General features: G+C 66.3%; 14 protein-coding genes. 9 read left to right on the forward strand and 5 right to left on the reverse strand.

What is annotated here, in order from left to right; all coding sequences use genetic code 11:
- Nucleotides 1-8 precede the first annotated feature (8 nt).
- The 5 genes from G5S35_RS27745 to G5S35_RS27765 all read left to right on the forward strand — a co-directional run bounded on the left by G5S35_RS27745 (nt 9) and on the right by G5S35_RS27765 (nt 14197).
- Nucleotides 9-6050 carry a trifunctional serine/threonine-protein kinase/ATP-binding protein/sensor histidine kinase gene (locus tag G5S35_RS27745; protein ID WP_183039527.1) on the forward strand — a complete coding sequence of 2014 codons (6042 nt, stop codon included), beginning with the start codon at nt 9-11 and terminating at the stop codon, nt 6048-6050.
- On the forward strand, nt 6047-11332 hold the full coding sequence (locus tag G5S35_RS27750; protein WP_183039528.1) for a trifunctional serine/threonine-protein kinase/ATP-binding protein/sensor histidine kinase: 5286 nt from the start codon (nt 6047-6049) through the stop codon (nt 11330-11332). Before G5S35_RS27745 ends, G5S35_RS27750 begins: the two co-directional genes overlap by 4 nt.
- Nucleotides 11333-11598: 266 nt before the next feature.
- Nucleotides 11599-12045 (forward strand): DUF3331 domain-containing protein, encoded by a 447-nt coding sequence (locus G5S35_RS27755; RefSeq protein ID WP_074986933.1) that lies wholly within the window; start codon nt 11599-11601, stop codon nt 12043-12045.
- 288 nt (nt 12046-12333) lie between these two features.
- On the forward strand, nt 12334-13101 hold the full coding sequence (locus G5S35_RS27760; protein WP_183039529.1) for a class II aldolase/adducin family protein: 768 nt from the start codon (nt 12334-12336) through the stop codon (nt 13099-13101).
- Nucleotides 13102-13177: 76 nt separating this feature from the next.
- Nucleotides 13178-14197, forward strand: coding sequence for a 2-dehydropantoate 2-reductase (locus G5S35_RS27765; protein ID WP_110328773.1), 1020 nt, complete (start codon nt 13178-13180; stop codon nt 14195-14197).
- Nucleotides 14198-14251: 54 nt separating this feature from the next.
- Here the strand turns inward: G5S35_RS27765 and G5S35_RS27770 are convergent, their stop codons facing one another.
- The gene (locus tag G5S35_RS27770) at nt 14252-15400 is read right to left on the reverse strand and encodes a branched-chain amino acid ABC transporter substrate-binding protein (protein WP_065058863.1); all 1149 of its coding nucleotides are present in this window, start codon (nt 15398-15400) and stop codon (nt 14252-14254) included.
- A gap of 521 nt (nt 15401-15921) precedes the next feature.
- Here G5S35_RS27770 and G5S35_RS27775 point away from each other — a divergent pair.
- From G5S35_RS27775 to G5S35_RS27785, 3 genes are all read left to right on the forward strand, one after another.
- On the forward strand, nt 15922-16719 hold the full coding sequence (locus G5S35_RS27775) for a PhzF family phenazine biosynthesis protein (protein ID WP_065058691.1): 798 nt from the start codon (nt 15922-15924) through the stop codon (nt 16717-16719).
- 91 nt (nt 16720-16810) lie between these two features.
- Nucleotides 16811-17593, forward strand: coding sequence for a DeoR/GlpR family DNA-binding transcription regulator (locus tag G5S35_RS27780; protein ID WP_110328772.1), 783 nt, complete (start codon nt 16811-16813; stop codon nt 17591-17593).
- Nucleotides 17594-17644: 51 nt separating this feature from the next.
- A complete protein-coding gene (locus G5S35_RS27785; RefSeq protein WP_074986928.1) occupies nt 17645-18790 on the forward strand; it encodes an MFS transporter in 1146 nt (381 codons plus the stop codon).
- A gap of 30 nt (nt 18791-18820) precedes the next feature.
- On the opposite strand, the gene G5S35_RS27790 is transcribed toward G5S35_RS27785, so the two are convergent.
- The 4 genes from G5S35_RS27790 to G5S35_RS27805 form a co-directional block, all read right to left on the reverse strand.
- Nucleotides 18821-20560, reverse strand: coding sequence for a hypothetical protein (locus G5S35_RS27790; protein WP_183039530.1), 1740 nt, complete (start codon nt 20558-20560; stop codon nt 18821-18823).
- A 204-nt stretch (nt 20561-20764) separates the two neighbouring features.
- On the reverse strand, nt 20765-22249 hold the full coding sequence (locus tag G5S35_RS27795) for an aldehyde dehydrogenase family protein (RefSeq protein ID WP_183039531.1): 1485 nt from the start codon (nt 22247-22249) through the stop codon (nt 20765-20767).
- Nucleotides 22250-22310: 61 nt separating this feature from the next.
- Nucleotides 22311-23261: an agmatinase gene (gene speB / locus G5S35_RS27800; protein WP_065058795.1), complete on the reverse strand. Its 951-nt coding sequence runs from the start codon at nt 23259-23261 to the stop codon at nt 22311-22313.
- 116 nt (nt 23262-23377) lie between these two features.
- Nucleotides 23378-24220 (reverse strand): helix-turn-helix transcriptional regulator, encoded by an 843-nt coding sequence (locus G5S35_RS27805; protein ID WP_183039532.1) that lies wholly within the window; start codon nt 24218-24220, stop codon nt 23378-23380.
- A 249-nt stretch (nt 24221-24469) separates the two neighbouring features.
- On the opposite strand from G5S35_RS27805, the gene G5S35_RS27810 reads away from it, so the two are divergent.
- Nucleotides 24470-24817: a cupin domain-containing protein gene (locus G5S35_RS27810; RefSeq protein WP_074986924.1), complete on the forward strand. Its 348-nt coding sequence runs from the start codon at nt 24470-24472 to the stop codon at nt 24815-24817.
- Nucleotides 24818-25031: the final 214 nt, after the last annotated feature.

Below are 25031 nucleotides of genomic sequence, written 5' to 3' on the forward strand. Positions count from 1 at the left end.
AGACTTTTATGGCCGTACTGGCGCAGCGGCTGGCCAGCAACGAGATTCCGGGCTGGGAAGCGACCGGCGCGGCGGATATCTATGGACGCGTGATCGGCGCGGAGCTGCTGCAGCGCGACGACGACCAGACGCTCTGGCGCGCCATTGCCGAAGGCTGTGAACAGCCGCTGTTCGTGAAGGTGCCGTCCGCGGCCGCCGACACGCGCGCCCTGCTCGCCTCGTTCGAAAAAGAATACAGCCTGCGCGAAGCGATCGATCCGGAATGGGGGCTGTGCCCGCGCGAGCTGTTTCGCAACGGCGGCCAGTTTCTGCTGACGCTCCAGCATTGCGAGGCCACGCCGCTGAGCCGCGAGATCGCGAACGCCCGCTCGCTGCGGCAGTTTCTATCGCTGGCCGTGTCGCTGTCCGCCGCGCTCAAGGGCATGCACGCGCAAGGTCTCGTGCACAACACGCTGTGTCCCGCCAATCTGTTCGCGGGCAGCGATTCGCGCGTGTGGATCACGGGTTTCGGCAACGCGTCGAGCGCCTTCGGCAACGGCGTGGCGTGCGGCGAGGGCGGCGTGATCGCCATGAGCCGGCTGCCCTATCTCGCGCCCGAACGCACCAGCACGGCGAGCCAGCATGGCGATCCGCGCAGCGATCTTTACGCGCTCGGCGTGCTGCTCTATCAACTGCTGTCCGGGCACATGCCCTACGAGGCGCGCGAGCGGGAGGAGTGGGTGTATTCGCACCTCGTCAGCACGCCGCGGCCGTTGCGCAACAGCGTGCCCGACCTGCGCCCGCAGATCGAATTCGTCATCAGCAAGCTGCTCGCGAAGGCCGCCGACGACCGCTATCAGACGGCGGCGGGCGTCGAAGCCGATCTGCAATTGTGCCTCGAAGAACTCACACAGGGCGTCGAGATTTCGCCGGCATCGCTTGGGCGCGGCGACCGCAAATCGCGCGCGGTGTTTCCGGTGCGCACCTATGGGCGCCAGCGCGAACTGGAGCAATTGCACGGGGCGCTCGAACGCGTGCGCAAAACCGGCGACGCGATGGCGGTGATCGTGGAAGGCGAGCCGGGCGTCGGCAAGACCTTTTTCATCGATGAATTCAAGCGCAATATCGGCGCGGCGGGCGTGCATTTCACGCTGGGCAAATTCGATCAATACAACGACAGCATTCCCTATGCGGCTTTCGTGCAGGTGCTGCGCGGTCTCGTGCGGCCGCTGCTGCGCAAGACGGGGCCGGAAATCGCGCTGTGGCGCGCGCGGTTCGAGGAGGCGGTCGGCAAGAGCGGACAACTGATCGTCAATCTGGTGCCGGAGATCGGCGCGATTGTCGGGCCGCAGCCGGCGTGTGCGGCCTTGCCGCCGCAGGAAGCCACCAATCGTTTTCTGCTGGTGGTGAAGCGTTTTCTCATGCTGTTCTCGGACAAGCAGCGCCCGCTCGTGCTGTTTCTCGACGACGTGCAATGGCTCGATTCCGGCACGCTCGAAATCATCGACGGTTTGTCGTCGGATGCGGAGTTGCGCAATCTGCTGCTGGTGCTCGCGCACCGAAGCATCGAACTCGGCCGTTCGCGCGTGGCGAGCGAGCGCCTGAACAGCATTCTGTTCGGCCGCAAGGTGACCGAGCGCATCGGTCTGCGGCCGCTCGCGCTGCCCGACATCGTGAGCCTGATTGCCGAAGCGCTCGACGAAGGGCCGGGCGTGGTCGCGCCGCTGGCTTCGGTGATCTTCGAGAAGAGCGGCGGCAATCCGTTCTTCACGATCGAGTTCCTGCGCGAGCTGATTCAGGAGCGCCTGATTGTCTCCGACGTGTTCCGCGTGGGCTGGACGTGGGACCTCGACCGCATTCGCGACAAGGGCTATACGGGCAACGTGGTCGATCTGCTGACGATCCGCCTCACGCGCCTGCACGAAGACACCAAGCGCGTGCTGTCGATCTTCGCCTGCCTCGGCGGCACGGCGCGCGTGGGCTCGCTCGCGCGGGTGCTCGGGCTGGAGAGCGGCCAGGTGCTCGCGACGATGCGCGAGGCGGAATCGGCGGGACTCGTCTCGCGCAAGGGCGACGCGTATCGCTTCGTGCACGACCGCGTGCAGGAGGCGTCGTACGCCATGCTCGGCGAGGCCGAACGCGAAGCGGCGCATGCGCAGATCGGCACGCGTCTGCTCTCGGCCATGCCCGTGGCGCCCGCGACCGCCGAAGTGTTCGAGGCCGTGGGTCACTTGAACCGCTCGCAACGCCGGCTGTCGTGCGCCGACCGCGCGCGCCTCGCGGAACTCGACGTGATCGCGGGCAACGCCGCGAAGGCGGCCGCCGCGTGGAGTTCGGCGCGCGAGTATTTCGCCCAGGCCGAGAAGCTCATCGTGCAGTACGGCGTGGGCGGCGCGAGCCTCGACGTGTTCAAGCTGCATCTCGATCTCGCGGAGTGCGAGTATCTGACCGGTGATTTTCATCGCGCCATCGACACGGCGCGCACGGCGCGCGGCTATGCCGCGAATCTGCTCGAACGCGCGAGCGCGATGCGCATGGAGATCCGCATTCATCAGGCGGCGGGCGATTACCGGCTGGCGGTGGAAACGACCTTCCATGCGCTCGCGCTGCTTGATGTGGACGTACGCAACGAAGCGTTCGACGACGCGACCGTGCAGCAGCAACTCGCTGCGTTGCGCGCGCAGTGCCGCGTGCGTCCGATGCGCGATCTGCTCACGCGCGGCTGCGTGCAGGACCCGATGCACGAAGCGGTGATCGGTCTCATCATCGATGCGATTCCGAGCGCGTATATCGGCGTCTCGAATCTGTTTCCGATGCTCGTGCTCAAGGCCACCGAGCTGAGTCTCGCGCACGGCAACACGCGTTTGTCGGGCTACGTATACGCCATTTTCGCGCTGCTGCTGGTGGGCAGCGCGCGCGATTTCGATCTCGCGCTGCAGTTCTCCGAGCTCTCGCTGGAGGTCAACGAGCGCTATGGCGAGGCGCGTCTGAACGGCACGCTGCTGCATCTGCATGCGGATCACGTGCTGATCTGGCGGCGACCGTTTCGCACCGCGATTCCCGTGCTCAGCCGCGCGATGAGCCAGTGCGTGGAAGCCGGTGATTTCATCTACGCGGGCTATATCGCCTTCGAAGGCATCTGGCTCGCGTACGAGCGGGGCGAGCATTTGAGCGAAGTGATCGCGCTGGGCCGCGAGAACGCGCGCTTCGCGAACGAGCTGCGCAACAAGGCCATCTGCGTCACCATCGAACTCGAATTGATGTTCCTGCTGCGTTTGCAGGGCATCGAGCCGGGCGGCGCGGGCATTACGTCGACGCATCGCGAACTCGTCGATAGCGTGCGCGAAGCGCAGTTCGGTTGCGGCATTGCGTTCGCCGCGATCATGGAGATGAAGGAAGACTTTCTGCACAACCGTTTCGCGACGGTGCTGGAGCGGGCCCACGAGATCGAGCCGATGCTGGGCGCGGTCATGGCGATGCCGATCGAAGTCACGTATCACTTCATTCGCGCGCTGTCGATTCTGCGCGTGCTCGACGAGCGCGTGGAAGGCCTGACCGAAAGCGCGCAAGCCGATCTGGTCGGCTCGATGGATCGGCTCAAGGCATGGGCCGACAGTTCGCCGGAGAACTACGGCAGCCGCCATGCGCTGGTGATGGCCGAATACGCGCGTCTGGTCGGCGATGTCGAGCAGGCCGGTCAGGCGTACGAGCGCGCGATTGCGCTCGCGCGCGAGAACGGCCAGCCGCATTGCGAGGCGATCGCGCATGAGTTTTCCGCGCACTTCTACGCGCGGCGCGAATTGCGTTCGCTGGCGCAGGCGTGTCTGCGTTCGGCGCGCGACGCTTACGCGCGTTGGGGCGCCGACGCCAAGGTGCGCAATCTCGAACAAGCGTTCCAGCATCTGCGCGAACCGGCGGTCTCGGTGCGCGGCGCGGCGGCGCAGATCGCGCCGCTCGGCACGGTCGACGTGGCGGCGATGGTGCAGCTTTCGCAGGCCGTATCGAGCGAGATCGATCTCGACAAGCTCGTGCAGGCGTTCATGCGCATCGCCGTGCGCCATAGCGGCGCGCAGCGCGCATTGCTGATCCTCTGGTCGGGCGAGAGTTTTCGCATCGCGGCCGAAGCGGGTTTCGACAAAAGCGGCATTACGGTACGCGCGAACGATCTCGGCCTGTGCGAAAGCGTGCTGCCGCTCACGGTGGTGCGCCATGTGATGCGCGTGCGCGAGAACGTCGTGATCGAAGACGGTGCGGAGCCGAACGACTTCCGCGACGACCGTTATCTGATTGCAGGACGCTGCCGTTCGCTGTTGTGCCTGCCGCTGTTGCGGCACGGCGAACTCGTCGGCGTGCTGTATATGGAAAACGGCATCACGCCCTATGTGTTCGATGTCGCGCGCGTGAATCTGATGAACATGCTGGCTTCGCAGGCGGCTATTTCGATCGAGAACGCGCGCCTGTATTCGGCGCTCAAGCGCGAGAATATCGAGCGACGTCACACCGAAGAACGGCTGCGGCGCAGCGAGGCGTTTCTGGAAGAAGGCCAGCGCATCAGCAAGACCGGCACGTGGATCTGGAACGCGACGACGGGCGAGATGCTGTGGTCGCGCGAGAACTATGAACTGTGGGGCGTGGAAGTGGCGTGCGCGAGCCCGACGCTCGAAATGTGTCTGGAGCGCGTACAGATCGAGGACCGGCTGCGTTTCAAGGAAGTATTTGCGAATGCGATCTGCGAAGACGGCATGCACAGCTTCGAATTTTCGACGGTGCAGGGCAATGGCGCGGTGCGTCGCTTGCAGGTGATTTTCCGGCCGTGGTCGAGCCGCGAAGGCGGCGAGGGTGCCGTCGCGAACGATACTGTCGCGGCGGCGCAAACGCAGGGCAACGGCGAAATCGCCGCGCGCGAATATATCGGCTCGACCACTGACGTGACCGAGCGGCGCGCCTCCGAAGACGCATTGCGGCGCAGCGAGATGTATCTCTCGGAAGCGCAGCGCCTGAGCAATATCGGCAGCGTGGGCTGGAACGTGGAGTCGCGCGACATGACGTGTTCCGCGCAGACGTGGCGCATTCTCGAAGTGAGCGAGCCACGCCAGCCGCATATGGACTTCATGCTGGAGCGCATTCATCCCGACGATGTCGAGCAGGTCCGGCGCGCGCTGCGCGAGGCCGAGGCGCGCGCGTCGATCGTCGAAGTCGAGTACCGCGTGTGCGTGGCGCGCGGCGCGATCAAGTATCTGCGCATGGTCGCGCGGCCGGTCGGCAACGCGCAGTCGAAAGCGGTCGAGTACGTGGGCGCGCTCGCCGACATGACCGAGATCCATCAGGCGCAGAACGCGTTGCTGCGCGCGCAGGCGGAACTCACGCACGTGACGCGCGTGTCCACGCTCGGCGAGCTGACCGCTTCGATCGCGCACGATCTCAAGCAGCCGCTGATGGCGATCATCACGCACGGCGAAGCGGGCATGCGCTGGCTGAACCGCGCGGTGCCGTCGCTCGACGAGGCGCGCACGAATCTCGCGCGCATCGTCAGCGATGCGGATCGCGCGAGCGAGGTCATCAACCGGCTGCGCGCGCTGGCGCGCAAGGAGCGCTCGAACCGCGCCGCCATCGACATGACGCAGACGGTGGCCGAAGTGGTCGCGCTGGTGCGTCAGGAACTGGAGAAGAACGACATTCGCCTGCGCGTGGTGACCGGCGGCGAACTGCCGAGGGTGGCCGCCGACAAGATCCAGATTCAGCAGGTCCTGATGAACCTCGTCTTCAACGGCATGCATTCGATCCTGCGTTCGGCGGGCGGCGCGCGCGTGCTGCGGATCTCGGCGGAATTGTCGGGCACGCACGCGGTGCGCGTGTCGGTGAGCGATTCCGGCACCGGCATTCCCGCCGATATCATCGACCGGCTGTTCGAGCCGTTCTTCACGACGAAGTCGGACGGCATGGGCCTCGGGCTCTCGATTTGCCGCTCGATCGTGGACGAGCATCGCGGCACGATCTGGGCCTTCAACAACGACGACGCCGGCGCGACCTTCTGCTTCGAACTCTCGGCGCTCGACGCCGCCGCCGTATGAGCCACCCCGACGCGAGCCTCCAGCAACTCGCCGACTATCAGGTCACGCTGCTGCGTGCGGGGCCGATTGCGCTGTATCGCGGCGTCGATCGCGAAGGCAGCCGCCTGCTGTTCGCGGTCGCGCAGGACGAGTTCGCGCAGCGCGCGCAGGTGGCGCAACTCGAGCACGAATATGCGTTGCGCGGGGGTCTGGCCGCGCCCTGGGCCGCGCGTCCGCTCGCGCAGTTGCGCGAGAACGGCCGCTTCGCGCTGGCGCTTGAGGATACGGGCGGCACGCCGCTGCGGCAGCGCTGGGGCGCGCCGCAGAAGACCGGGCGCTTCCTGCGCGTGTCGATGGCGATGGCTGCGGCGGTGGCGTCGCTGCATCGGGCCGGGCTCGTGCATGGCGATCTGAACCCCGACAACATTCTGCTCGACGCGGACGAACGCTCGGCCTGTCTCACGGGCTTCGGTTGCGCGCAGCGTGCCGATGCCGACGTCGCGCATGAGGCGCTGCCGGGCTGGCGCGGGGCGATGGAGTACATGTCGCCGGAGCGCTGCGCGCGCGCCGACCGCGCGCCGGATGGCCGCGCGGACCTCTATTCGCTCGGCTGCCTCTTCTACGAAATGCTGACCGGCGTGCTGCCGCTCACGGGCGCGGACCGTATCGCGCTCGCGCATGCGCATCTCGCGAAGCCGCCGATCCGGCCATCGGCGTATGCGCTCGGGCTGCCGCGTCAGGTCGAGGCGATCGTCATGAAGCTGCTCGCGAAGAATCCCGACGAGCGCTATCAATCCGCGACGGGCTTGCTCGCCGATCTCGCACGCTGCGCGCGAACCGTTGCGGGCGTTGAATCCGCTGAACCATCCGAACCCGTCGAATCCGCCGATGCCGCCGATGCCGCCGCGAATCCGCCCGCAAACCGGCCCGCAAACCGGCCCGCGAATCCCCCGGCTTTTCCGCTCGATCTGCACGCGACGGTGGCGGTCGGCCGCCGCGCGGGCGCGCTGTACGGACGACGCGCGCAACTCGACGCGCTCGACGCGACCTTGCGCCGCGTGAGCGAAAGCGGCGGTGTGGAACTTGTGTTCGTGAGCGGCTATTCGGGCAGCGGCAAGTCGGCGCTGGTCGCGCAATGGGCCAACGCGACCGGCGCGGCGGCGATCGCCTTTGCGCGCGGCGTCTGCGAACAGCTCGATTCGACCTTGCCATACGGCGCGCTGGCCCGCGCGCTCGAACGCCTGATCCATCCGATTCTCGGTCAGGACGACGCCGGCTTCGCGGCCACGCGCGCGCGTCTCGCCGCACGCCTCGGCGCGCGCGCGAGCCTGCTCTATGCGCTGCTGCCCGACCTGAAGCTGATTCTGGGCGATCCGGCGCACGGCGACGATGCCACGTTCAACGTGGACCGCGCGCGTTATCTGCGCACGCTCGCCGATCTGCTCAAGGGACTCGCGCAGCCCGGGCGCAGCGTCGTACTGTTCCTCGACGACCTGCAATGGGCGGACGAAGGCACGCTCACGGTGCTCGACCATCTGACGCGCGACGACGAACTGGCGCACGTCATGCTGATCGCGGCGTATCGCAGCAACGAAGTCGGCGCCGAGCACGCGGTCGCGCGTCTGATCGGCGAGGCGCGCGGCCGCCATCAGGTGCTGGCGGTGGAGCCGCTCGACCGCGGCGACGTGGTGCAACTGATCGGCGACACGCTCGGCTGCGAACTGGATGCCGCGCATCCGGTGATCGATCTGATCCGCGAAAAGACCGGCGGCAATCCGTTTTTCACGCTGCAATTCGCGGCCGAACTGTCGAGCGAAGGACTGATCGAGTTCGAGCAGAAAGGCACGCTGCGGCTGCGCGATGTCGACGGCATCCGCGCGAAGCTCTATTCGGACAATGTCGCGGACCTCATGCTGCTGCGTTTCGCGCGGCTGGGCGCGGCGGCGCGGCGCGCGCTTCAGGTGATGGCGTGTCTGGGCGCGGCCGTGAAGCTCGACGATCTCGCCGCCGCCGCGGGCCTGAGCGTGGACGCGGCGCAGGCGAGCCTGCACGAAGCGCTGCACGCGTCGCTGATCGACCGCGATGCGCAGGTGCTGCGTTTCGCGCACGATCGCATTCGCGAGGCCGCCTATGCGTCGATGAGCGACGCCGCGCGCGTGAGCACGCATCTCGACGCGGGCCGCCGCCTCGCGATGCGTCTGCGCGAGGACGCGCCCACCGACGAGCTGTTCGTGGTCGCCAACCAGATCAATCGCGGCGCGGCGCACATCGAGGACGCCGACGAACGCGCCCGCTTCGCGCGCCTCAATCTGCTGGCGGGCGAACGGGCGAAGGCGGCGACCGCGTACACCTCGGCGCTCGTCTATTTCGAAACGGCCGCCGCGCTGATCGACGCCCACGCCGACGCCGAAATCGCGCAATGGACCGAGTTCTATCGCGCCGACGTCGAATGCCTGATCGGCACGCTGGCGCCCGCCGAGGCGCGTCTGAGCACGCTCGCGCGCAAGCCCATCGGCATGACGCTGCGCGCCGAACTCACGCGGTTGACGGCCAGTCTGCAAACGGCGCAGAGCCGCCAGACCCAGGCGCTCGCGACGGGGCTCGATTTTCTCGCGCGCCTCGGCGTGCGTATCGACGAGCGGCCCGGCGACGAGGTGGTCCACGCACTGCATGCGCAATTGCGCGACGCGCTCGGCGAGCGGCCCGTGGCGCAGCTCGCAACGCTCGGCTGGGTGGACGATCCGCTCTGGCGCGCGGCGCTCGACGTGCTCGCGGACCTGATTCCGCCCGCGCTGTTCATCGACGTCAATCTGCTCGACGTGATCCTGCTGAACATGGCGCTGCTGAGCGTGCGGCACGGTTTGTCCGATTCGGCGGCTTATGGTTTCGTCTGCCTGAATCTGGTGTTCGCGGAGCGTTACGGCGATCACCAGACCGGCTATGAATTCGCGCAGCTGGCCGTCGATATCGTCGATCGCTGCGGGCAGTCGCGCTACAGGTCGCGCATCTACATGCGCTTCGGCAGCCTCGTGATTCCGTGGACGCGGCCCGCGCAAGACGGCATGCCCTATATCGAGCAGGCCACGAAGGTCGCGCGCGAAAGCGGCGATCTGGTGTTCGACGTCTCGGGCGCGCGCAACGTGACGAGCGTGCTGCTGCTGGCTGGCCGTCCGCTCGACGAGGTGCTCGTGCAGGCGCAGAACGGCCTGAACGTGGCGCGGCTGTCCAAGTTCTTTCTGTACTCGGGAATCTTCCGCGCGCAGATTGCGTTGATCGAGCAGGTGCGTGATGGGCGTGATGGACGTGATGGACGTGATGGACGCGACATGCACGCCGTCGACGAAGAAGCGCAGCGCGACCTCGAACTCGTGAAGTCGAACGCGACGAGCGTGGGCTTCGCGTACTGGACCTGCAGGTTGCAGGCGAGCGTGATCGGCGGCGATCTGGCGGCGGCGCTCGAAGCGGAGGCGGCGGCGCAGCGCGCGATCGGCGCCTCGCGCATGTTCCTCGAATTGATCGAATATCGCTTCTTCGGCGCGCTCGCGCGGGCGAAGGCGTACATGCTCGCGGCCGCGCCCGCCGAAGCGGCGGCGCATCGCGCGGCGCTCGATGCGCATCATGCGCAACTGGCCGGGTGGGCGCGTGTGGGGCCCGCGAATCTCACGGGCCGCGCCGCGCTGGTCGAAGCCGAGATCGCGCGCATCGATGGCCGCGCGGGCGATGCGGAGCGGCTCTACAACAAGGCGATTCGCCACGCGCACGAACGGCGCATCCTGCATGTCGAGGCCATTGCCTGCGAACTCGCGGCGGATTTTCATCGGCAACAGGGACTCGCCACGGTTGCCGACGCGTACCTGCGCGACGCCTCGCACGCCTACGCGTGGTGGGGCGCGAACGCGAAGGTGCGCGCGCTTACGGAGCGCGGCGCGAAACCGGAAAGCGCTGCGGGCGCGCTGGCGGCGAGCGCGGACTATCCGGCGCAGCAACTCGATGTGGCGGCGGTGATCAAGGCGTCGAGCGCGCTGTCGAGCGAGATCGTGCTGAGCCGCCTGATCGAAACGCTGGTGCTCGTCACGCTCGAACACGCCGGGGCGCAGCGCTGTGTGCTGGCATTGCAGCACGAAGCGCCGCCGGGCGATGCATCGCGCGAGACACGCTGGCAGATCCACGCCGAAGCAGTGACGCTCGCCGAACTCGCGGAAGTCAACGTCGTGCGGCGCGCGGTGTCGAGCGAGGATTTGCCGCTCACGGTACTGCGCACGGTGATGCGCACGGGTCAGCCGCTCGCGCTGGGCGACGCGGCCGGCGACGGTGCTTACACGCGCGACGACTACGTGCGCCGCACGCGCGTGAAGTCGCTGCTGTGCATGCCGCTGCTGCGTCAGGGCGGGCTGGTCGGCCTGCTATTTCTGGAGAACCGCCTCAGCCAAAACGCCTTCACCGACGACAAAATCGCCGTGCTCTCGGTACTCGGCGCGCAGGCGGCGATCGCGCTCGAAAACGCGCGGCTTTATCACGACATGGTCGAGCAGAATCAGCGGATCGCGCACACCGAGGAAGCGTTGCGCAACGCGATGGCGGAACTGGCGCGCGTGACGCGGCTTACGACGATGGGCCAGTTCGTGGCGTCCATCGCGCACGAAATCAGCCAGCCGGTGAGCGCGATTCATTCGTCGGCATCGGCGGGCGTGCATTGGCTCAATCGCGAGCCGCCCGCCGTCGACGAGGCGCGCAAGCTGTTCGAACTCGTCGCGAACGAAAGCCAGCGCGCCTCGGACGTGATTCACGGCATGCGCGAACTCGCGCGCAACGTGCCGCCGCGCCTCACGGTGTTCGACTTGCGCGGCGCGGTGTCGGAAGCGCTGCTGCTCGCGGGCGCCGAAGTCGATCATCACGACGTGGAGGTGCGCAACCGCATCGCGTCGGGTTGCTTCGTGAAGGGCGATCGCATCCAGATCCAGCAGGTCGCGCTCAATCTGATCGTCAATGCGGTGGAGGCGATGGGCGGCGCGGCGTCGCCCGAGCGGCTGCTCGACCTGTCGAGTACGATCGACGACGACGGCCGCGCGCGCATCACGGTCGCCGATACGGGACCGGGACTCGACGCCACGGTCGCCCATTCGCTGTTCGAACCGTTCGTGACGACCAAGGCGACGGGCATGGGACTCGGGCTGTCGATCTGCCGCTCGATCGTCGAGCGTCATGGCGGCACGCTCGACGTCGAACCGAATACGCCGTGCGGTACGCGCTTCGTGTTCTCGCTGGCCGCCGCGTTCGGCCCAGGCGACGCCGCTCCGGGATGAGCCGGTTCGCCTTTTTGTGCATACGCACAGATTCGGGGCGCGAGAGCGGCGCGATCGGGCGAATCGGCGCCCGGCGCATACCTCGCGCGCGCCCGGCTTATGCCTTGGTATAAGGCGCCCTACGCCAATGTATGGCGGCGGAAACCGATCGTGCAATGGACCGCGGCGATGCTCAACGGATAACGTTACGCTTGCGTGCGTGAGCACGCGTTGGCCCGGCGCGATGCCGGCGATGCCGAACAACGGAGCCCGAGGGAGCCACAGCGATGGACGTTTCCGCCATGCAATCCGATCCGTGGGCGCATACGCTCTCGGTGCTGTCGCGGCTCGCGTGCGCGCCCGGCGAGGCGCCGCGCGCGGCGCGTACGCGCAAGACGGCGTCGCCGCGTCTTGCGGCCGCTTCGCGTCCGCAGGGGGCGCTGGGTGCGAGAAGTAGCGCCGCCGTGCGCATCGTGGAGCGCCCGACGCCCATGACCGCTTCGATCATCTGGATGGACCCCACGGCGTGCCGTTACGGCGAGCAGATCTGGCGCTGCACGAAGGCGCGGCGCAACGGCGTGTGCGTGCTGAGCGGCGAGTCGATCCGGCGCGGCGACGAAATCTATCGGCCATTCGGGCGGCGGCCTGCGCCGGCGAATGCGGAGTCGATGATGCTCGCGACGCGCGTGCGCCTCGCTCCGATCAACGAACTGCTGGCGGCCGTGGCGATCTGAGCATTTTCGCGGACGGTTATCTCGCGCGTCCGCTCGGTGGCGTGATCATGGCGCATTTCGGCGATCGCGACGGACGCAAGCGCATGGCGTGGTCGGTGCGCTCGCGGCGCTCAAAATCGGAATGATGAATAGGCATCCGAATTAATTTCAGGTTGACGAGTTCGGTGCTGCGATGTCGACCGCGCCCGGCGCCCCAGGCCCGATCGCATCGAGATGTCGCCTGGCCGACAAATGGCGGGCGCGTTCGCGCGCATGATAGCGCTTTCGAACCTCGATCAAGGAGCGACCGTGACTTCGTCCAATGCCAGCCTCAAGCACGACATTTCCCCCGCCGAGTGGGACGCGCGCGTCAATCTCGCGGCGGCTTACCGGCTCACCGCGCTGTTCGGTTGGGACGACTTGGTGTTTACCCACATCTCCGCGCGCGTGCCCGGCCCCGAGCATCATTTTCTGATCAACCCGTACGGCATGATGTTCGACGAGATCACCGCGTCGTCGCTGGTGAAGATCGATCTCGACGGCCGCAAGGTCAGCGACTCGCCTTACGACATCAATCCGGCCGGATTCACGATTCACAGCGCCATTCACCAGGCGCGCGAGGACGCGCTGTGCGTCATGCATACGCATTCGGTCAATGGCGTGGCCGTGTCGGCGCAAGCGGCGGGGCTGCTGCCGCTCTCGCAGCAGTCGCTCGGCGTGCTGGCCTCGCTCGGCTATCACGACTACGAGGGCATCGCGCTCAACGAAGCCGAAAAGCCGAGCCTCGTCAGCGACCTCGGTAAGAAGACCTACCTCATGCTGCGCAATCACGGCTTGCTGACCGTGGGCGCGACGGCGGCGGACGCCTTCGTGGCGATGTACTTCTTCGAAGCGTCCTGCATGATCCAGGTGCGCGCGCAGTCGGGCGGCGGCAAGCTCACGTGCATCGGCCAGCCGATTCTCGACGGCATCAAGCAGCAGATCGCGCAGGTCACGCGCGGCATCTCGCCGGGCGCGCTCGTGTGGCCCGGTTTGCTGCGCCGTCTCGACCGGCTCAACTCCGGTTACGCGCAATAAGCTTGCAGCACCGGGAATAACGCGCGCGGCCAAACGTTATTCCTCGGGCGGGACCTTTCGACACACGAGTCACGGCATGGCAAAAATATTCATCTACGGGGCGGGATCGGTCGGCTGCTACCTCGGCGGGCGGCTGCTGGCGGCGGGCGGCGACGTCGCCTTCATCGGGCGCGCGCGGATCGCGGACGCCTTGCGCGCCGAAGGGCTCACGCTCTCGCGTCACGACGCGCGCCGCTGGCAGGTGCCGCCCGAACGCGTGGACGTCGCGACGCACGCGGCGCGCGCCATCGCCGCCGATCTCGTGCTGGTCACCGTGAAGTCGGCCGCGACGCCTGTCGCCGCGGCGGAACTCGCAGGCGTGCTGCGTCCCGGCGCGGTCGTCGTGAGCTTCCAGAACGGCGTGGGCAATGCGGACGTGCTGCGCGCCGCGCTGCCGCATCAGACGGTGCTCGAAGGGATGGTGCCGTTCAACGTCGTCGAGCGCGGGCCGGGCGCGTTTCATCAGGGATCGGCGGGCGAACTGGTGATCCGTCACGCCCCCGCCATGCAGCCTTTCGTCGATGCGTTCAGGCAGGCGGAACTGCCGCTCGTCGAGCACGCCGACATGCTGCCGGTGCAATGGGCCAAGTTACTGCTCAATCTGAACAACGCGATCAACGCGCTGGCGAACCGGCCGCTCAAGGAAGAACTGTCGCAGCGCGCGTACCGCTTGTGTCTCGCGATGGCGCAAAAGGAAGCGCTCGCGCTGCTCGGGCTGGCGGGCATCCGGCCGGCGAAGGTGACGCCGCTGCCCGCGACGTGGATTCCGCGTCTGCTGACGGTGTCCGATACGTGGTTCGAACGCCTCGGCCGCGCGATGCTGACGATCGATCCGCATGCGCGCTCGTCCATGTCCGACGATCTGGCGGCGGGCCGCAGCACGGAAATCGACTGGATCAACGGCGAAGTGGTGCGCCTCGCGGGGCATCTGGGCCGCAAGGCGCCAGTGAACGGGCGGCTGGTCGAACTCGTACGCGAAGCCGAGCGCAGCGCAGCGCGGCCTTCGTGGACGGGCGACGCGCTGCTGGCGCAGTTGCGCGCGGCGCGACCCGCATAAAAAAGCCGCGAAAGCGCGCACGCCTTCGCGGCTTCGTGCGTACACGTGCGCGGCTTAGTCCTTCACGCCCACGGTTTGCAGCGGCTTCCACTCGCCGCCCACGACCTTGTAGACCGTCACGCCGCCGTACTTCAGGTCGCCGTACTGGTCATACGAGAGTTCGCTGGTCGTCACGCCCTTCATGTTGGTGGCTTTCAGCGCGCTCAGGAACACGTGCGGATCGGTCGAATCGGCCTTCTTCATCGCGTTGAACACGGCCATCGTGCCGTCGTAGGCATACGGCGCGTACAGCTCGACCGGCTGGCTGAAACGCTTCTGATAGTGATCCGCGAACGCCTTGCCGCCGGGCATCTGCGCGAGCGGGCTGCCTTCCGACGCGGCCAGCGTGCCGTCCGACGCCTCGCCCGCCACCTTGATGAGGTTGGCCGACTGCACCATGTCCGGGCCGATCAGCGGCGCCTTGATGGCGAGCGAGCGCATCTGCTTGAGCATCGGCGCGGCCTGCGTGTCGGCGCCGCCGTAGAACACGGCATCGACGTTCGCCGCCTTGATCTTGGTGAGAATCGCGCGGAAGTCCACGGCCTTGTCGCTCGTGTATTCCTGATCGACGATGGTCGCGCCCGCCGCCTTCGCGGCCTTGCTGAACTCCTCGGCGACGCCCTGGCCGTAAGCCGTGCGGTCGTCGACGATGGCCAGACGCTTGAACTTGAGGCCCTTCACCGCGTAGTCGCCGAGCACGCTGCCGAGCTGCGTGTCCGAGGTCAGCAGGCGGAAGGTGGTCGGCAGACCGAGGCGCGTGTAGGTCGGCGCGGTGGCCATGGCGATTTCCGGAATGCCGGCCTTCGCGTAGATCGGCGCGGCCGGAATGCTGGTGCCCGAGTTGTAATGGCCGATCACGGCGACCACGCCGTCGTCGACGAGCTTCTGCGCGACGGTCGTGCCGGTGCGCGGATCGGCCTGGTCGTCCTGGGCGTCGAGCACGAAATGCACCGGCTTGCCGCCGATGACCGGATTGGCGGCGTTCATGTCGTCGATGGCGAGCTGTACGCCGCTCTTGAAGTCGGCGCCATAGTGGGCCTGGCCGCCGGTCAGCGGCGCGGCGAAACCGATCTTGACCTCGACGGGCGCGGCTGCGAAAACGCAGGGCGCGATGCTCAGGGTTGCGCCCAGAACGCATGCGGCGGAAACGAACGACTTCTGCATTTTCATTGTTGTTGGACTCCTCGATGGTGGATCGTGCGGGAACCTGCACCCTTGACGGTCTTGCAGGCGCGTGCCCCTCGCATTGCGGCATTGCGCTGGTTGGCTGCGAGCAATATAGAAGTCCAAAAGTGGTCGAGTCTTGCAGGAATTAAACAGCTTCGATGCAGAAATCGGCATAGCGGCGCATTTCGGGCCGGAGCTGTCGTAATTCGCCGGGCATGCCAATTATCAGAAACACTGACAAGTCCGAACATTTCTGGCAGGCTGATCGTCGCCAGACGCTCGATGCGAAAGGCGGTGATCGGGCATTGATCTGGTTTACCCCATCATGGCGGCGATTGCTTTCGTTCGGCATTCGGGGCCACTGTCGGCCGACCGGAAGCGAACAGTCGAGGTGAGTTTGCGCAGCGGTCAATTTTTATCGAGCTAAGTCTCAAGGCGTATCTGTCCGAAGCGAATAGCGGCCGATAGCATAAGGACGACTTTCGGAAGCAATTTATCGTTCAGGATAACCACGCGCCATGAAGCTGCCTCTCTACCAAATCGATGCGTTTACCAGCGAAATCTTCAAAGGCAATTACGCAGCGGTCGTATTGCTGGAACGCTGGCTTCCCGTTTCGCTGATGCAAGCGGTGGCGACGGAAAACAACCTGTCCGAAACGGCTTTCGTCGCGCCCGATGCGAATGGGCGATTCGCCATTCGCTGGTTTTCGCCGATCACCGAAATTGCCTTTTGCGGACACGCGACACTGGCAAGCGCATTCGTGTTGTTCAAACGTTTTCCCGAACGCGAGCAGATTGAATTTCATGCCGATGCAGTGGGCGCATTTAGCGTTCGACGCGGCGCGCACGGCATGATTGAAATGGATTTTCCTCAGCGCGAAATCGAACCGGTCAGCGAATTGCCGGATGAACTGGCACGGGGTTTGTCGATTCGTCCGCGAGAAGTTTTTGTTTGTCAGCAAGCCTATATTGCCGTGTATGAAAACGAGGCGCAGGTGCGCGCCGTCGTGCCCGATCTCGCCTTGATTGCGCGCCTCGGGCCGCGTGATGTGGTGGTGACGGCGCCGGGCGATGGCGTCGATTTCGCGTCGCGCTACTTCTGGCCCGCAAATGGTGGCGATGAAGATCCCGTGACCGGCTCGATTCATACCGCGCTCACGCCGCTGTGGGCGAAACGGCTTGGGAAAACGCAGTTGCTCGCGTTGCAGGCTTCGCGGCGCAGTGGGCTGCTGCATTGCAGGCTCGATGCGGGCCGCGTGCGGATCGCCGGGCAGGCCGTGCAGTATCTGGAAGGGGTGATTGAGGTGCCGGAATGAGGAAGGACGCGATCAATCAGACCGATGGATAGGAATAACCGTGCACGTTTGTGCACGTTTACATTCTCGTTTATGCACGATATCATCGGGCATGACCGATGACATTCCGCTTGCCCGCCGCGAACTGATCTCCAGCCGCCTCACCGCCGGCGAGTCCGTCGTGGCCGTCGCACTCGCTGCCGAATTCGGCGTGTCCGAAGACGCGATCCGCCGCGACCTGCGCGCGCTCGCCGCCGAAGGGCGCTGCCGCCGCGTCTACGGCGGCGCGCTGCCCGTCTCGTCCGCGTCCGCGCCCATGTCCGCGCGCATGGACGCCGCGCGCGAACGCAAGGCCGCGCTCGCGCGCGCCGCCGTCGCGCAGATCGAACGCGGCGAACTGCTGTTTCTCGACAGCGGCAGCACGCACCTCGCGCTCGCCGACGCGCTGCCCGAAGACCACGATCTCACCGTCGCCACCAATTCCATCGACGTCGCCGCCGCGCTGCTGCGGCGCGCCGACATCGCGCTCATCATGGTGGGCGGCGCGGTGGACCCGGTGGTGGGCGGCAGCGTCGACGCCGCGGCGCTCGCCTGCATCGCGAACATGAATATCGACCGCTGTTTTCTCGGCGCGTGCGCCGTCGCGCCGCAAGACGGCGTGAGCGCGTTCGAATTCGCGGATGCCGGTTTCAAACGCGCGCTGCTCGCGCGCAGCCGCCGCGTTGCCATATTGAGCACCACGGACAAACTCGGCGCGAGCGCCGCGCATCGCGTCGCGTCGATCGACGACATCGCGAGCGTGATCGTCGAGCACGACGCACCGCCTGCGCACATCAAGGCGCTCACGAAAGCGGGCACGGTGGTCATCAAGGCCGAACGTCCCGACGCACGCTGACGCGTCTGCCGCTTTCCCGCCATTCAACCTCACCGCACGGAGCCGAACCCGATGGATTTCGCCGATCGTCCCGCCACGCGTCTCGCGACGCGTCTGGCTTTTCTCGTCGCCGGCTTCGGCATTGCGTGCTGGGCGCCGCTGGTGCCGTTCGCGAAGCATCGGCTCGACGTGGACGACGGTCTGCTCGGCATGCTGCTGCTGTGCATCGGCCTCGGCTCGGTCGCGGCGATGATGCTAACCGGCGCGCTGAGCGCGCGTTATGGCAGCAAGCCGATTATCGTGGCGAGCGGTATCGGGCTCGCGATCGTTCTGCCGCTGCTGACGATCGCGGCCACGCCGCTTGCGCTCGGCATCACGCTGCTGGCGTTCGGCGCGGCGCTCGGTTCGCTCGACGTCGCCATGAACGTGCATGCCGTCGAGGTCGAGCGTGCGGCGCAACGTCCGCTGATGTCGGGCTTTCATGCGCTGTTCAGCGTGGGCGGCTTCGCGGGATCGACGTTCATGACCTTCCTGCTTTCGATGCAGGTGGGCGCGCTCGAAAGCACGCTGCTGTGCTCGGTGCTGATGCTGGCGGCGATGCTCGTGGCGCGTCCGCGTCTGCTGCGCGCGAAGCAGGCGGGCGGCGGTCCGTTGTTCGTCACGCCGCGCGGCATCGTGCTGCTGATCGCGGCGCTCACGGGCATCACGTTTCTCGCCGAAGGCGCGTTGCTCGACTGGAGCGCGCTACTCATCACGGGCAAGGGGCTCGTGAGCGCCGCGCAGGGCGGCCTCGGCTACATGCTGTTCGCGATCGCGATGACGGCGGGCCGCCTGACCGGCGACGCCGTGACCGCGCGCATCGGCGACCGCGCGACGCTGATCTGGGGCGGCGCGGTGGCGGTGGCGGGGTTCGCGGTCGTGCTGCTGTCGCCGCTCGCGACGCTGGCGCTGGCGGGCTTTCTGCTGATCGGCCTTGGCGCGGCGAACATCGTGCCGGTGCTGTTCCGGCGCGCGGGTTCGCAACAGGCGATGCCCGCCGCCATGGCGATCGCCGCGATCACGACGACGGGTTATGCGGGGATTCTGGTCGGCCCGGCTGGGGTGGGCTTCGTCGCGAAGGCGGTGGGGCTGGAGACGGCGTTCTGGGTGCTGCTGGGGTTGCTGTGCATCGTGCCGTGCTGCGCGACGCTGGTGACGGCGAATTCCGCGAAAGCGTGAGGCGCGCCGCGTCGATGGCGCGCGTGGTGCTCAGTTTGCCGGTGTGGTTTCCGGCCCGCGCGTGAGGCAGTCGCAGGGGCGCGGCGCGGGATGCGGATGCGGGTGGGGTTTCGGTGCCGGCTTCGGCTGGGGTGCCGGCGTCGGCACGGGTGCAGGCCGCTTGATGGCATCGACATAGTGCGAGTAGCCGTGGAGGTAGGTGCGTGCGCCGTCCGGCGTGAATCCGACCAGTTGATCCTTGGGGACGCTGAGGTGCACGCAGGTCAGATGCGCGGGATCGAGGTGCGTCGGATACCGCAAGCGTTCCATCAGCAGCGAATCACAGCCGGTGTCCCGCTGTTGCTGCTGGGGAACGCCATGACAGAGCGTCAGTTCACGCAGACGGATTTCGCCGTGTGCGTCGCTTGACGGCAATTGCCGGGACGCGCTGCCTCCGAGGCCACAGACCTGCGTGTCGTCCACCATCAGTTCCATGAGCACCGAATTGCCGAGGCGGTTCAGGATGTTCACGTTGGTCATCGTGATGCTCTCGTCTTTCTTCGCTTCACAATCCACGCCATAGGGACGCAGCGTCGCGCATTGCTGCGATGAGAGCGTGACGCTCGATGCGTAGATATTCCCGAGTCCCAGCATGCGTACGACCATCTGCGGATAGAACGTTGGGTTCTGCATCAGCAAAGGCACGAAGGCCACGCAGAAGAACAGCGCGCCTGCCATGGTCAGTAACCGCACTGTCGTCCTGTGGGCCGCGAAGCTCAGCCAGTTCAGCATGGCGAGCATCACGCAGCCGGCGACGGCCACGTATGTTTGCAGTTCCGTTTTACCGTTGACGACGATCGCCCAGAGGAACAGCACCGGCAACACCATCGCGAATCCAAAGAGCGCGGTGGTGAATATTTTCGCGTTGCGCAATCGCATTTCCTGGTCGGACACCAGCCGCTGGAACAGTGTTTTGATCTCCTTGAACCATCGCGTCAGGATGTAGATGGCGATCGCTACGGCTGCGATCGCTGCCACGCAATACAAGGGATTGAACGAAGACAGGCGATGAATGGCCAGGGTGAGCCAGTCGCCGCTTGATGGATCATGCGCGGCGGCGCTTGCTGTGGCAGCAGCAGGTTGCGCGGTAACGGGCGGGACCGGGCCGGGCGCATAGATTCGCCAGCCGAGCCACACGCTCCACGTCAGCAACATTGCTCCGCCCAATGCGAACTTCGGCCATGGGTGTAGCTGCTTGCGTTGCCGTTTGCGCCAGTCCGCCAGCGTGAGCGCAATCGCGCAGAGAAGCGAAGCGGCGTAGAAGGTCCAATTGACGAATGACGCGCGTCCCGCCGCATGCCAATCGACCACGACCGGGACAATGACACCGGACCATACGATGGAACAGATCACGGTTGCGCCGATGATGAATCGGCCCTTCATCAGATAGTCCACGATGCCGGTCTGCTCGATCTGCTCGACGAGCCTGGCCGGATTCGCCGCGCTCCAGTAACTGGCGAGCGGATAAAACGAGCGTACGCTCCAGCGTGCGGCAAAGCCCGCGGCCACCAGATAGACCGCGAGCAAAACACCAACGAACACTTCGGTGATGAACGTCGCGATCAGCGCGCCGGTCAGGTCGGTCAGCGAGAAGTCCGGCAACTGGTCGATGTGTAGCGCATAGGCCAGCAACGGAATGCCGCCCAGCGTGAGAATGCTGACGGAGGCGACAAAGGTGGGATTCGCCTTGGCGAATTCGCCAAACCATGTGAGCAGTTTTTGTGGTGTCATCGTGCCTGCGAAAATCGACGGTGCGAAGAATGTCCCTGAAGCAGGACAGCCAATGAAGTAACGGCTGAAATCTCCAAACCTTGAACGCGGCATTCACCTGCCACGGCACTGCGCGCGCACAAAAAAACGGCGCCGCCCCACCCGGGCAAGCGCCACAAACACGCATACAACACTGGAGAAAATCGCCGCGGTAAATCGCTTCGATTAGCCCGCAGCGGCCACCGTGTGCCGCAATTCCTGATAGCTGCGCAAACCCGCGAGCCCCAGTTCGCGCCCGATGCCGCTCAAGCCCATTCCGCCCCAGCACACCTGCGGAAAGATCAATTGCGGCGTGTTGATCCAGACGAGGCCCGCGCGCAGTTCCGCCTTGTAGCGGCGTTGCGCCCCGGCGTCCTGCGTCACGACCGTCGCCACGAGTCCATAGCGCGTAGCGTTGGCCAGCGCGATGGCTTCATCGTCGGTGCGGAACGACTTCACGCACGCAACCGGCCCGAACACCTCATCGGTCCACAACACGTTGTCGGCGTCGGGCTCGGCCACCACCACGGGCGCCATGAAAAAGCCCGCGCCGCGCGCGCGGTCCGCGTTGCCGCTGAAGGCGATCTGCGCGCCCGCCGCCACGCCCTGTTCAACCAGCGCCTGCACGCGCGCGCGCTGCGCCGGCGAAATCAGCGGCCCCATCGAGACCTGCTCGACACCCGGCGCGCCCACATTGACCGCACGCACCGCCGTCTCGAACGCGGCCATGAATTTGCGGTAGATGTCGTCCTGCACGAGAATGCGCGCCGTCGCCGAGCACATCTGTCCGGCGTTCGCGAACGCGCCGCTCACCGCGAGCGAAACCGCATGATCGATGTCCGCATCGGCGCGCACGATCAGCGCGGATTTGCCGCCCAGTTCGAGCGTCACGCGCTTCATGTCCAGCGCGGCCGTCTGCATCACCTTGCGGCCCACGGCCGTGCTGCCCGTGAATGAAATCTTGTCGACGAGCGGATGCGCCGTGAGCTGCGCGCCCACTTCGCCGCCGCCGTTGACGAGATTGACCACGCCATCGGGCACACCCGCTTCGCTGACGATCTGCGCCAGCAGATGTTCGACCGGCGAGGTCAGCTCGGACGGTTTCAGCACCACGGTGCAGCCCGCCGCGAGCGCGGGCGCGAGCTTCCACGCGGTCGTCACCATCGGGAAATTCCACGGCACGATCAGCGCGGCCACGCCGACCGCTTCGTAATAGCGCTCGCCTGTGACGGTCTCGTCGGGCAGCGCGATCGTTTCGGGTGCGAACGCGCCGGTTTCCGCGCACAGGTCGCCGTAATACGTGAAGGTCGCGACGGCGTCGCTCACGTCGAGATCGGCTTCGAACGGCGGCTTGCCGCTCACCTGCATCTGCATTGCGGCGAGGCGCGCGCGGTCCGCTTCGATCAGTTCGGCGATCTTGCGCAGCAGCTTGCCGCGCGCGGCGGGCGGGGTCGCGCGCCATGCGCCGAGTGCGTCATGCGCGGCGCGCACGGCGGCGTCGATCTGAGCGGCGCTCGCCGGTTCCTGCCAGCCGATCGTTTCGCCGGTCGAGGCGTTGTGGATGGCGGTGGCATGTCTGGCGTCGTCGGCGTGCATCGTTGCGCCCGCAACGAAGGCGGCGGGCAGCACGAACGGGCCGCCGTCGCGGCGAAGAGGAGTGACGGTGGTCATGATGAGTGTCCGTTGAGAATCGAGCCGGAGTTGGGCGTAATCGTGCGCATCGACGCGCGTATCAGCGGTACGCGACGCCCGGCATCACGCAGAGCATTTCGAACGCGAGGTTCGCGCCCACCAGCGCGGTCGTGCCGGCCTGGTCATACGGCGGCGAGACTTCCACGAGGTCGGCGCCCACCACGTTGAGGCCCTTCATGCCGCGCACGATTTCGAGGCCCTGCTGCACGGTGAGCCCGCCCACTTCCGGCGTGCCGGTGCCGGGCGCGAACGACGGATCGAGACCGTCGATGTCGAAGCTCAGATACACGGGCGTGTCGCCCACGCGTTCGCGCACCTGCGCCATCAGCGGCGCGAGCGACTTGTTCCAGCATTCCTCGGCTTGTACGACGGTGAAGCCTTGCTGACGGCACCAGTCGAAGTCGTCGGCGTGATAGCCGGTGCCGCGCAGACCGATCTGCGTGACCTTGTCGCATTGGAGCAGGCCGTCTTCCACCGCGCGGCGGAACGGCGTGCCGTGCGCGATCTTCTCGCCGAACATGGTGTCGTTGACGTCGGCGTGCGCATCGATGTGCACGACCGCGACCTTGCCGTACTTCTTGTGCAGCGCGCGCAGAATCGGCCACGCGATCGTGTGGTCGCCGCCGAGCGTGATCGGCCGGCAGCCGGTCGCGACGATCTCGTCGTAGGCCGCTTCGATCAGGCGGATCGAGTCCTTCAAATCGTACGGATTCGTGGCGACGTCGCCGATATCGGCCACTTGCAGCGAGTCGAACGGCGCGGCGCGCGTCGCCATGTTGTAGGGACGCAGCAGCACCGATTCCGAGCGGATCTGACGCGGCCCGAAGCGCGCGCCCGAGCGGTTCGAGGTGCCGAGGTCGAGCGGCACGCCGACGAAACACGCGTCGAGGCCTTCGGTGCGGGTCGCTTGCGGCAGCCGCATCATGGTGGCGATGCCGCCGAAACGCGGCATGTCGTTGCCGCCGAGCGGCTGGTTGAGTTCGCGCTGCATGTCCTGTGTCTCCGATCTTGAAGTGATGACGATCGGGCGATGGTAGGCGAGACGCGCGGCGCGCGAATTACGAAGTGGAGATGTTTACATCGACGTCGATCGATGCAAAAGCCGCGTTACGCGCCCTGCAAACGGGGGCAAGCCTGGCCCCAGGCCACCAGTTCGCGCTTGGTGCGCACGCCGAGTTTGGCGAAGGCGCGCTTCACATAGGACTCGGCCGTGGCGGTGCGCACGCCGAGAATTTCTGCGGCTTCGGGCACGGTGCGGCCCGTGATGAGGTGCGCGCAGATTTCGTATTCGCGCTTCGAGAGGCGAATGGCGTCGGCCGCGATGCGCGCATCGAATTGCGCGAGCGGATGCAGAAACGAAGTCGGATGCGCGACGCGCCGCGCGGCGCTGGTGGTCGCGTGCAATTCGAGCAGCGGAAACAGGAAGTCGCTGACGTTGCGAAAGCGGTTCATCTCGGCGAGCGTGAACGGCGGCGCATTGAGGGCGCGTTCGAGCGCGATCGAATGCTGGCCGTGGCGCGTGCCGCGCGCGAGCACGCATTCGTGCGCGATGAGCGCCTCGTCGAAAAGACGCTGGCGGAATTCGCCCGGCGGAATCGCGCCGATGTCGCGCACCACGAGCAGCGTGCCCACCTTGCCGCGAATGCCCGCGAACAGCGGATCGCTTTCGTAGAAGCGGTCGTAGTAGAGCGTCATCACGTCGGAAATCGTGCCGCTGTCCACGCCCACGCCGCTGCTGCCGATCCATTCGCAGCGAAAGCCCGTGGGCATGCTGCTGTCGACGCGCGAGCGTTCGATATGCACGACGTTGAGCGGCACGATTTCGTTGAGCAGCAGCGTGAGGCGCGGCACGAAATCGGGCGTGCCGACGGCTTCGATCACCTGACCGAGCGTCTTGAACGAGAGTGGGAAATTTGCGGAATCGAGGTGCGGGGGGACGTTGAGCAGCATGGCGCGCACCGGAAAACAAGGCGAATCGATTATAGCCGAAGGGCTGAACGGCCCGCGAGGCGGGGTTTTGCACGCATCGATCGCCGTTGCGGCAACAGGCAAGCGCGAGCAAGGGAAAACCCTGGAAACATGACGAAAATGCCGCAAAAGGCATATTGCCCCCCCTGAGGGGGGCATACCGTCGCCTCGCGAGTCGGTAACTTTGGCGCCACCGAATCATTTGAAACCGACACATCGAAGGAAACCAACATGAGCAAGCTGATTCACGACGTCAAGGAACTGGGCGCAGGTCTGGGCGATTACACCAAGCTCGACTACGGCATGGACGAAGGCGACTGGCGTGGCGCCGAAGGCAAGAGCGGCAATTACGTGGTGGGCTGGTGGGAAGGCAAGGTCGGCGCGGTCGAATTCCCGGCCACGGGCGCCGACGAAGCCGTGTGGCTCGTCGAAGGCAAGATCGCGCTGACCGACGTGAACGGCGGCCGCAAGGAATTCACCGCGGGCCAGGGCTATCTGCTGCCCGCCGGTTTCGCCGGCCGCTGGGAAACGGTCGAGGACGCGAAGAAGTTCTACGTCCTGCTCGAACCGCAGCAGTAATTCAGCAAGCCGCGCCGTCCTCGTGTGGGCGGCGCGGCTTGATTCGAATGTCGCTTTACGTATCGCTTCAGTTCCACCTCAACCCGCCTCAACCCGCCTCAAGCAGCGAAGCCATCATGAGCCCCACCGCGAATCGCCCTGTCTCGCCCGCCGCCTGCGGCGCGCGGGCTTCCGTCCCCGTCACGAACAGCCGCTTTTACCGCGACGCACTGCA

The sequence above is a fragment of the Paraburkholderia tropica genome, from assembly GCF_014171495.1.
Classification (GTDB): Bacteria; Pseudomonadota; Gammaproteobacteria; order Burkholderiales; family Burkholderiaceae; genus Paraburkholderia; species Paraburkholderia tropica.

Excerpts from the sequence above, each read along its gene's own strand:
- G5S35_RS27805 (WP_183039532.1), bottom strand. The coding sequence starts at position 24,220 with ATGCTGCTCAACGTCCCCCCGCACCTCGATTCCGCAAATTTCCCACTC.
- G5S35_RS27775 (WP_065058691.1), top strand. The coding sequence starts at position 15,922 with ATGAAGCTGCCTCTCTACCAAATCGATGCGTTTACCAGCGAAATCTTC.
- G5S35_RS27765 (WP_110328773.1), top strand. The coding sequence starts at position 13,178 with ATGGCAAAAATATTCATCTACGGGGCGGGATCGGTCGGCTGCTACCTC.
- G5S35_RS27785 (WP_074986928.1), top strand. The coding sequence starts at position 17,645 with ATGGATTTCGCCGATCGTCCCGCCACGCGTCTCGCGACGCGTCTGGCT.
- speB (WP_065058795.1), bottom strand. The coding sequence starts at position 23,261 with ATGCAGCGCGAACTCAACCAGCCGCTCGGCGGCAACGACATGCCGCGT.
- G5S35_RS27795 (WP_183039531.1), bottom strand. The coding sequence starts at position 22,249 with ATGACCACCGTCACTCCTCTTCGCCGCGACGGCGGCCCGTTCGTGCTG.
- G5S35_RS27810 (WP_074986924.1), top strand. The coding sequence starts at position 24,470 with ATGAGCAAGCTGATTCACGACGTCAAGGAACTGGGCGCAGGTCTGGGC.
- G5S35_RS27750 (WP_183039528.1), top strand. The coding sequence starts at position 6,047 with ATGAGCCACCCCGACGCGAGCCTCCAGCAACTCGCCGACTATCAGGTC.
- G5S35_RS27745 (WP_183039527.1), top strand. The coding sequence starts at position 9 with ATGGCCGTACTGGCGCAGCGGCTGGCCAGCAACGAGATTCCGGGCTGG.
- G5S35_RS27790 (WP_183039530.1), bottom strand. The coding sequence starts at position 20,560 with ATGACACCACAAAAACTGCTCACATGGTTTGGCGAATTCGCCAAGGCG.
- G5S35_RS27780 (WP_110328772.1), top strand. The coding sequence starts at position 16,811 with ATGACCGATGACATTCCGCTTGCCCGCCGCGAACTGATCTCCAGCCGC.
- G5S35_RS27770 (WP_065058863.1), bottom strand. The coding sequence starts at position 15,400 with ATGCAGAAGTCGTTCGTTTCCGCCGCATGCGTTCTGGGCGCAACCCTG.
- G5S35_RS27755 (WP_074986933.1), top strand. The coding sequence starts at position 11,599 with ATGGACGTTTCCGCCATGCAATCCGATCCGTGGGCGCATACGCTCTCG.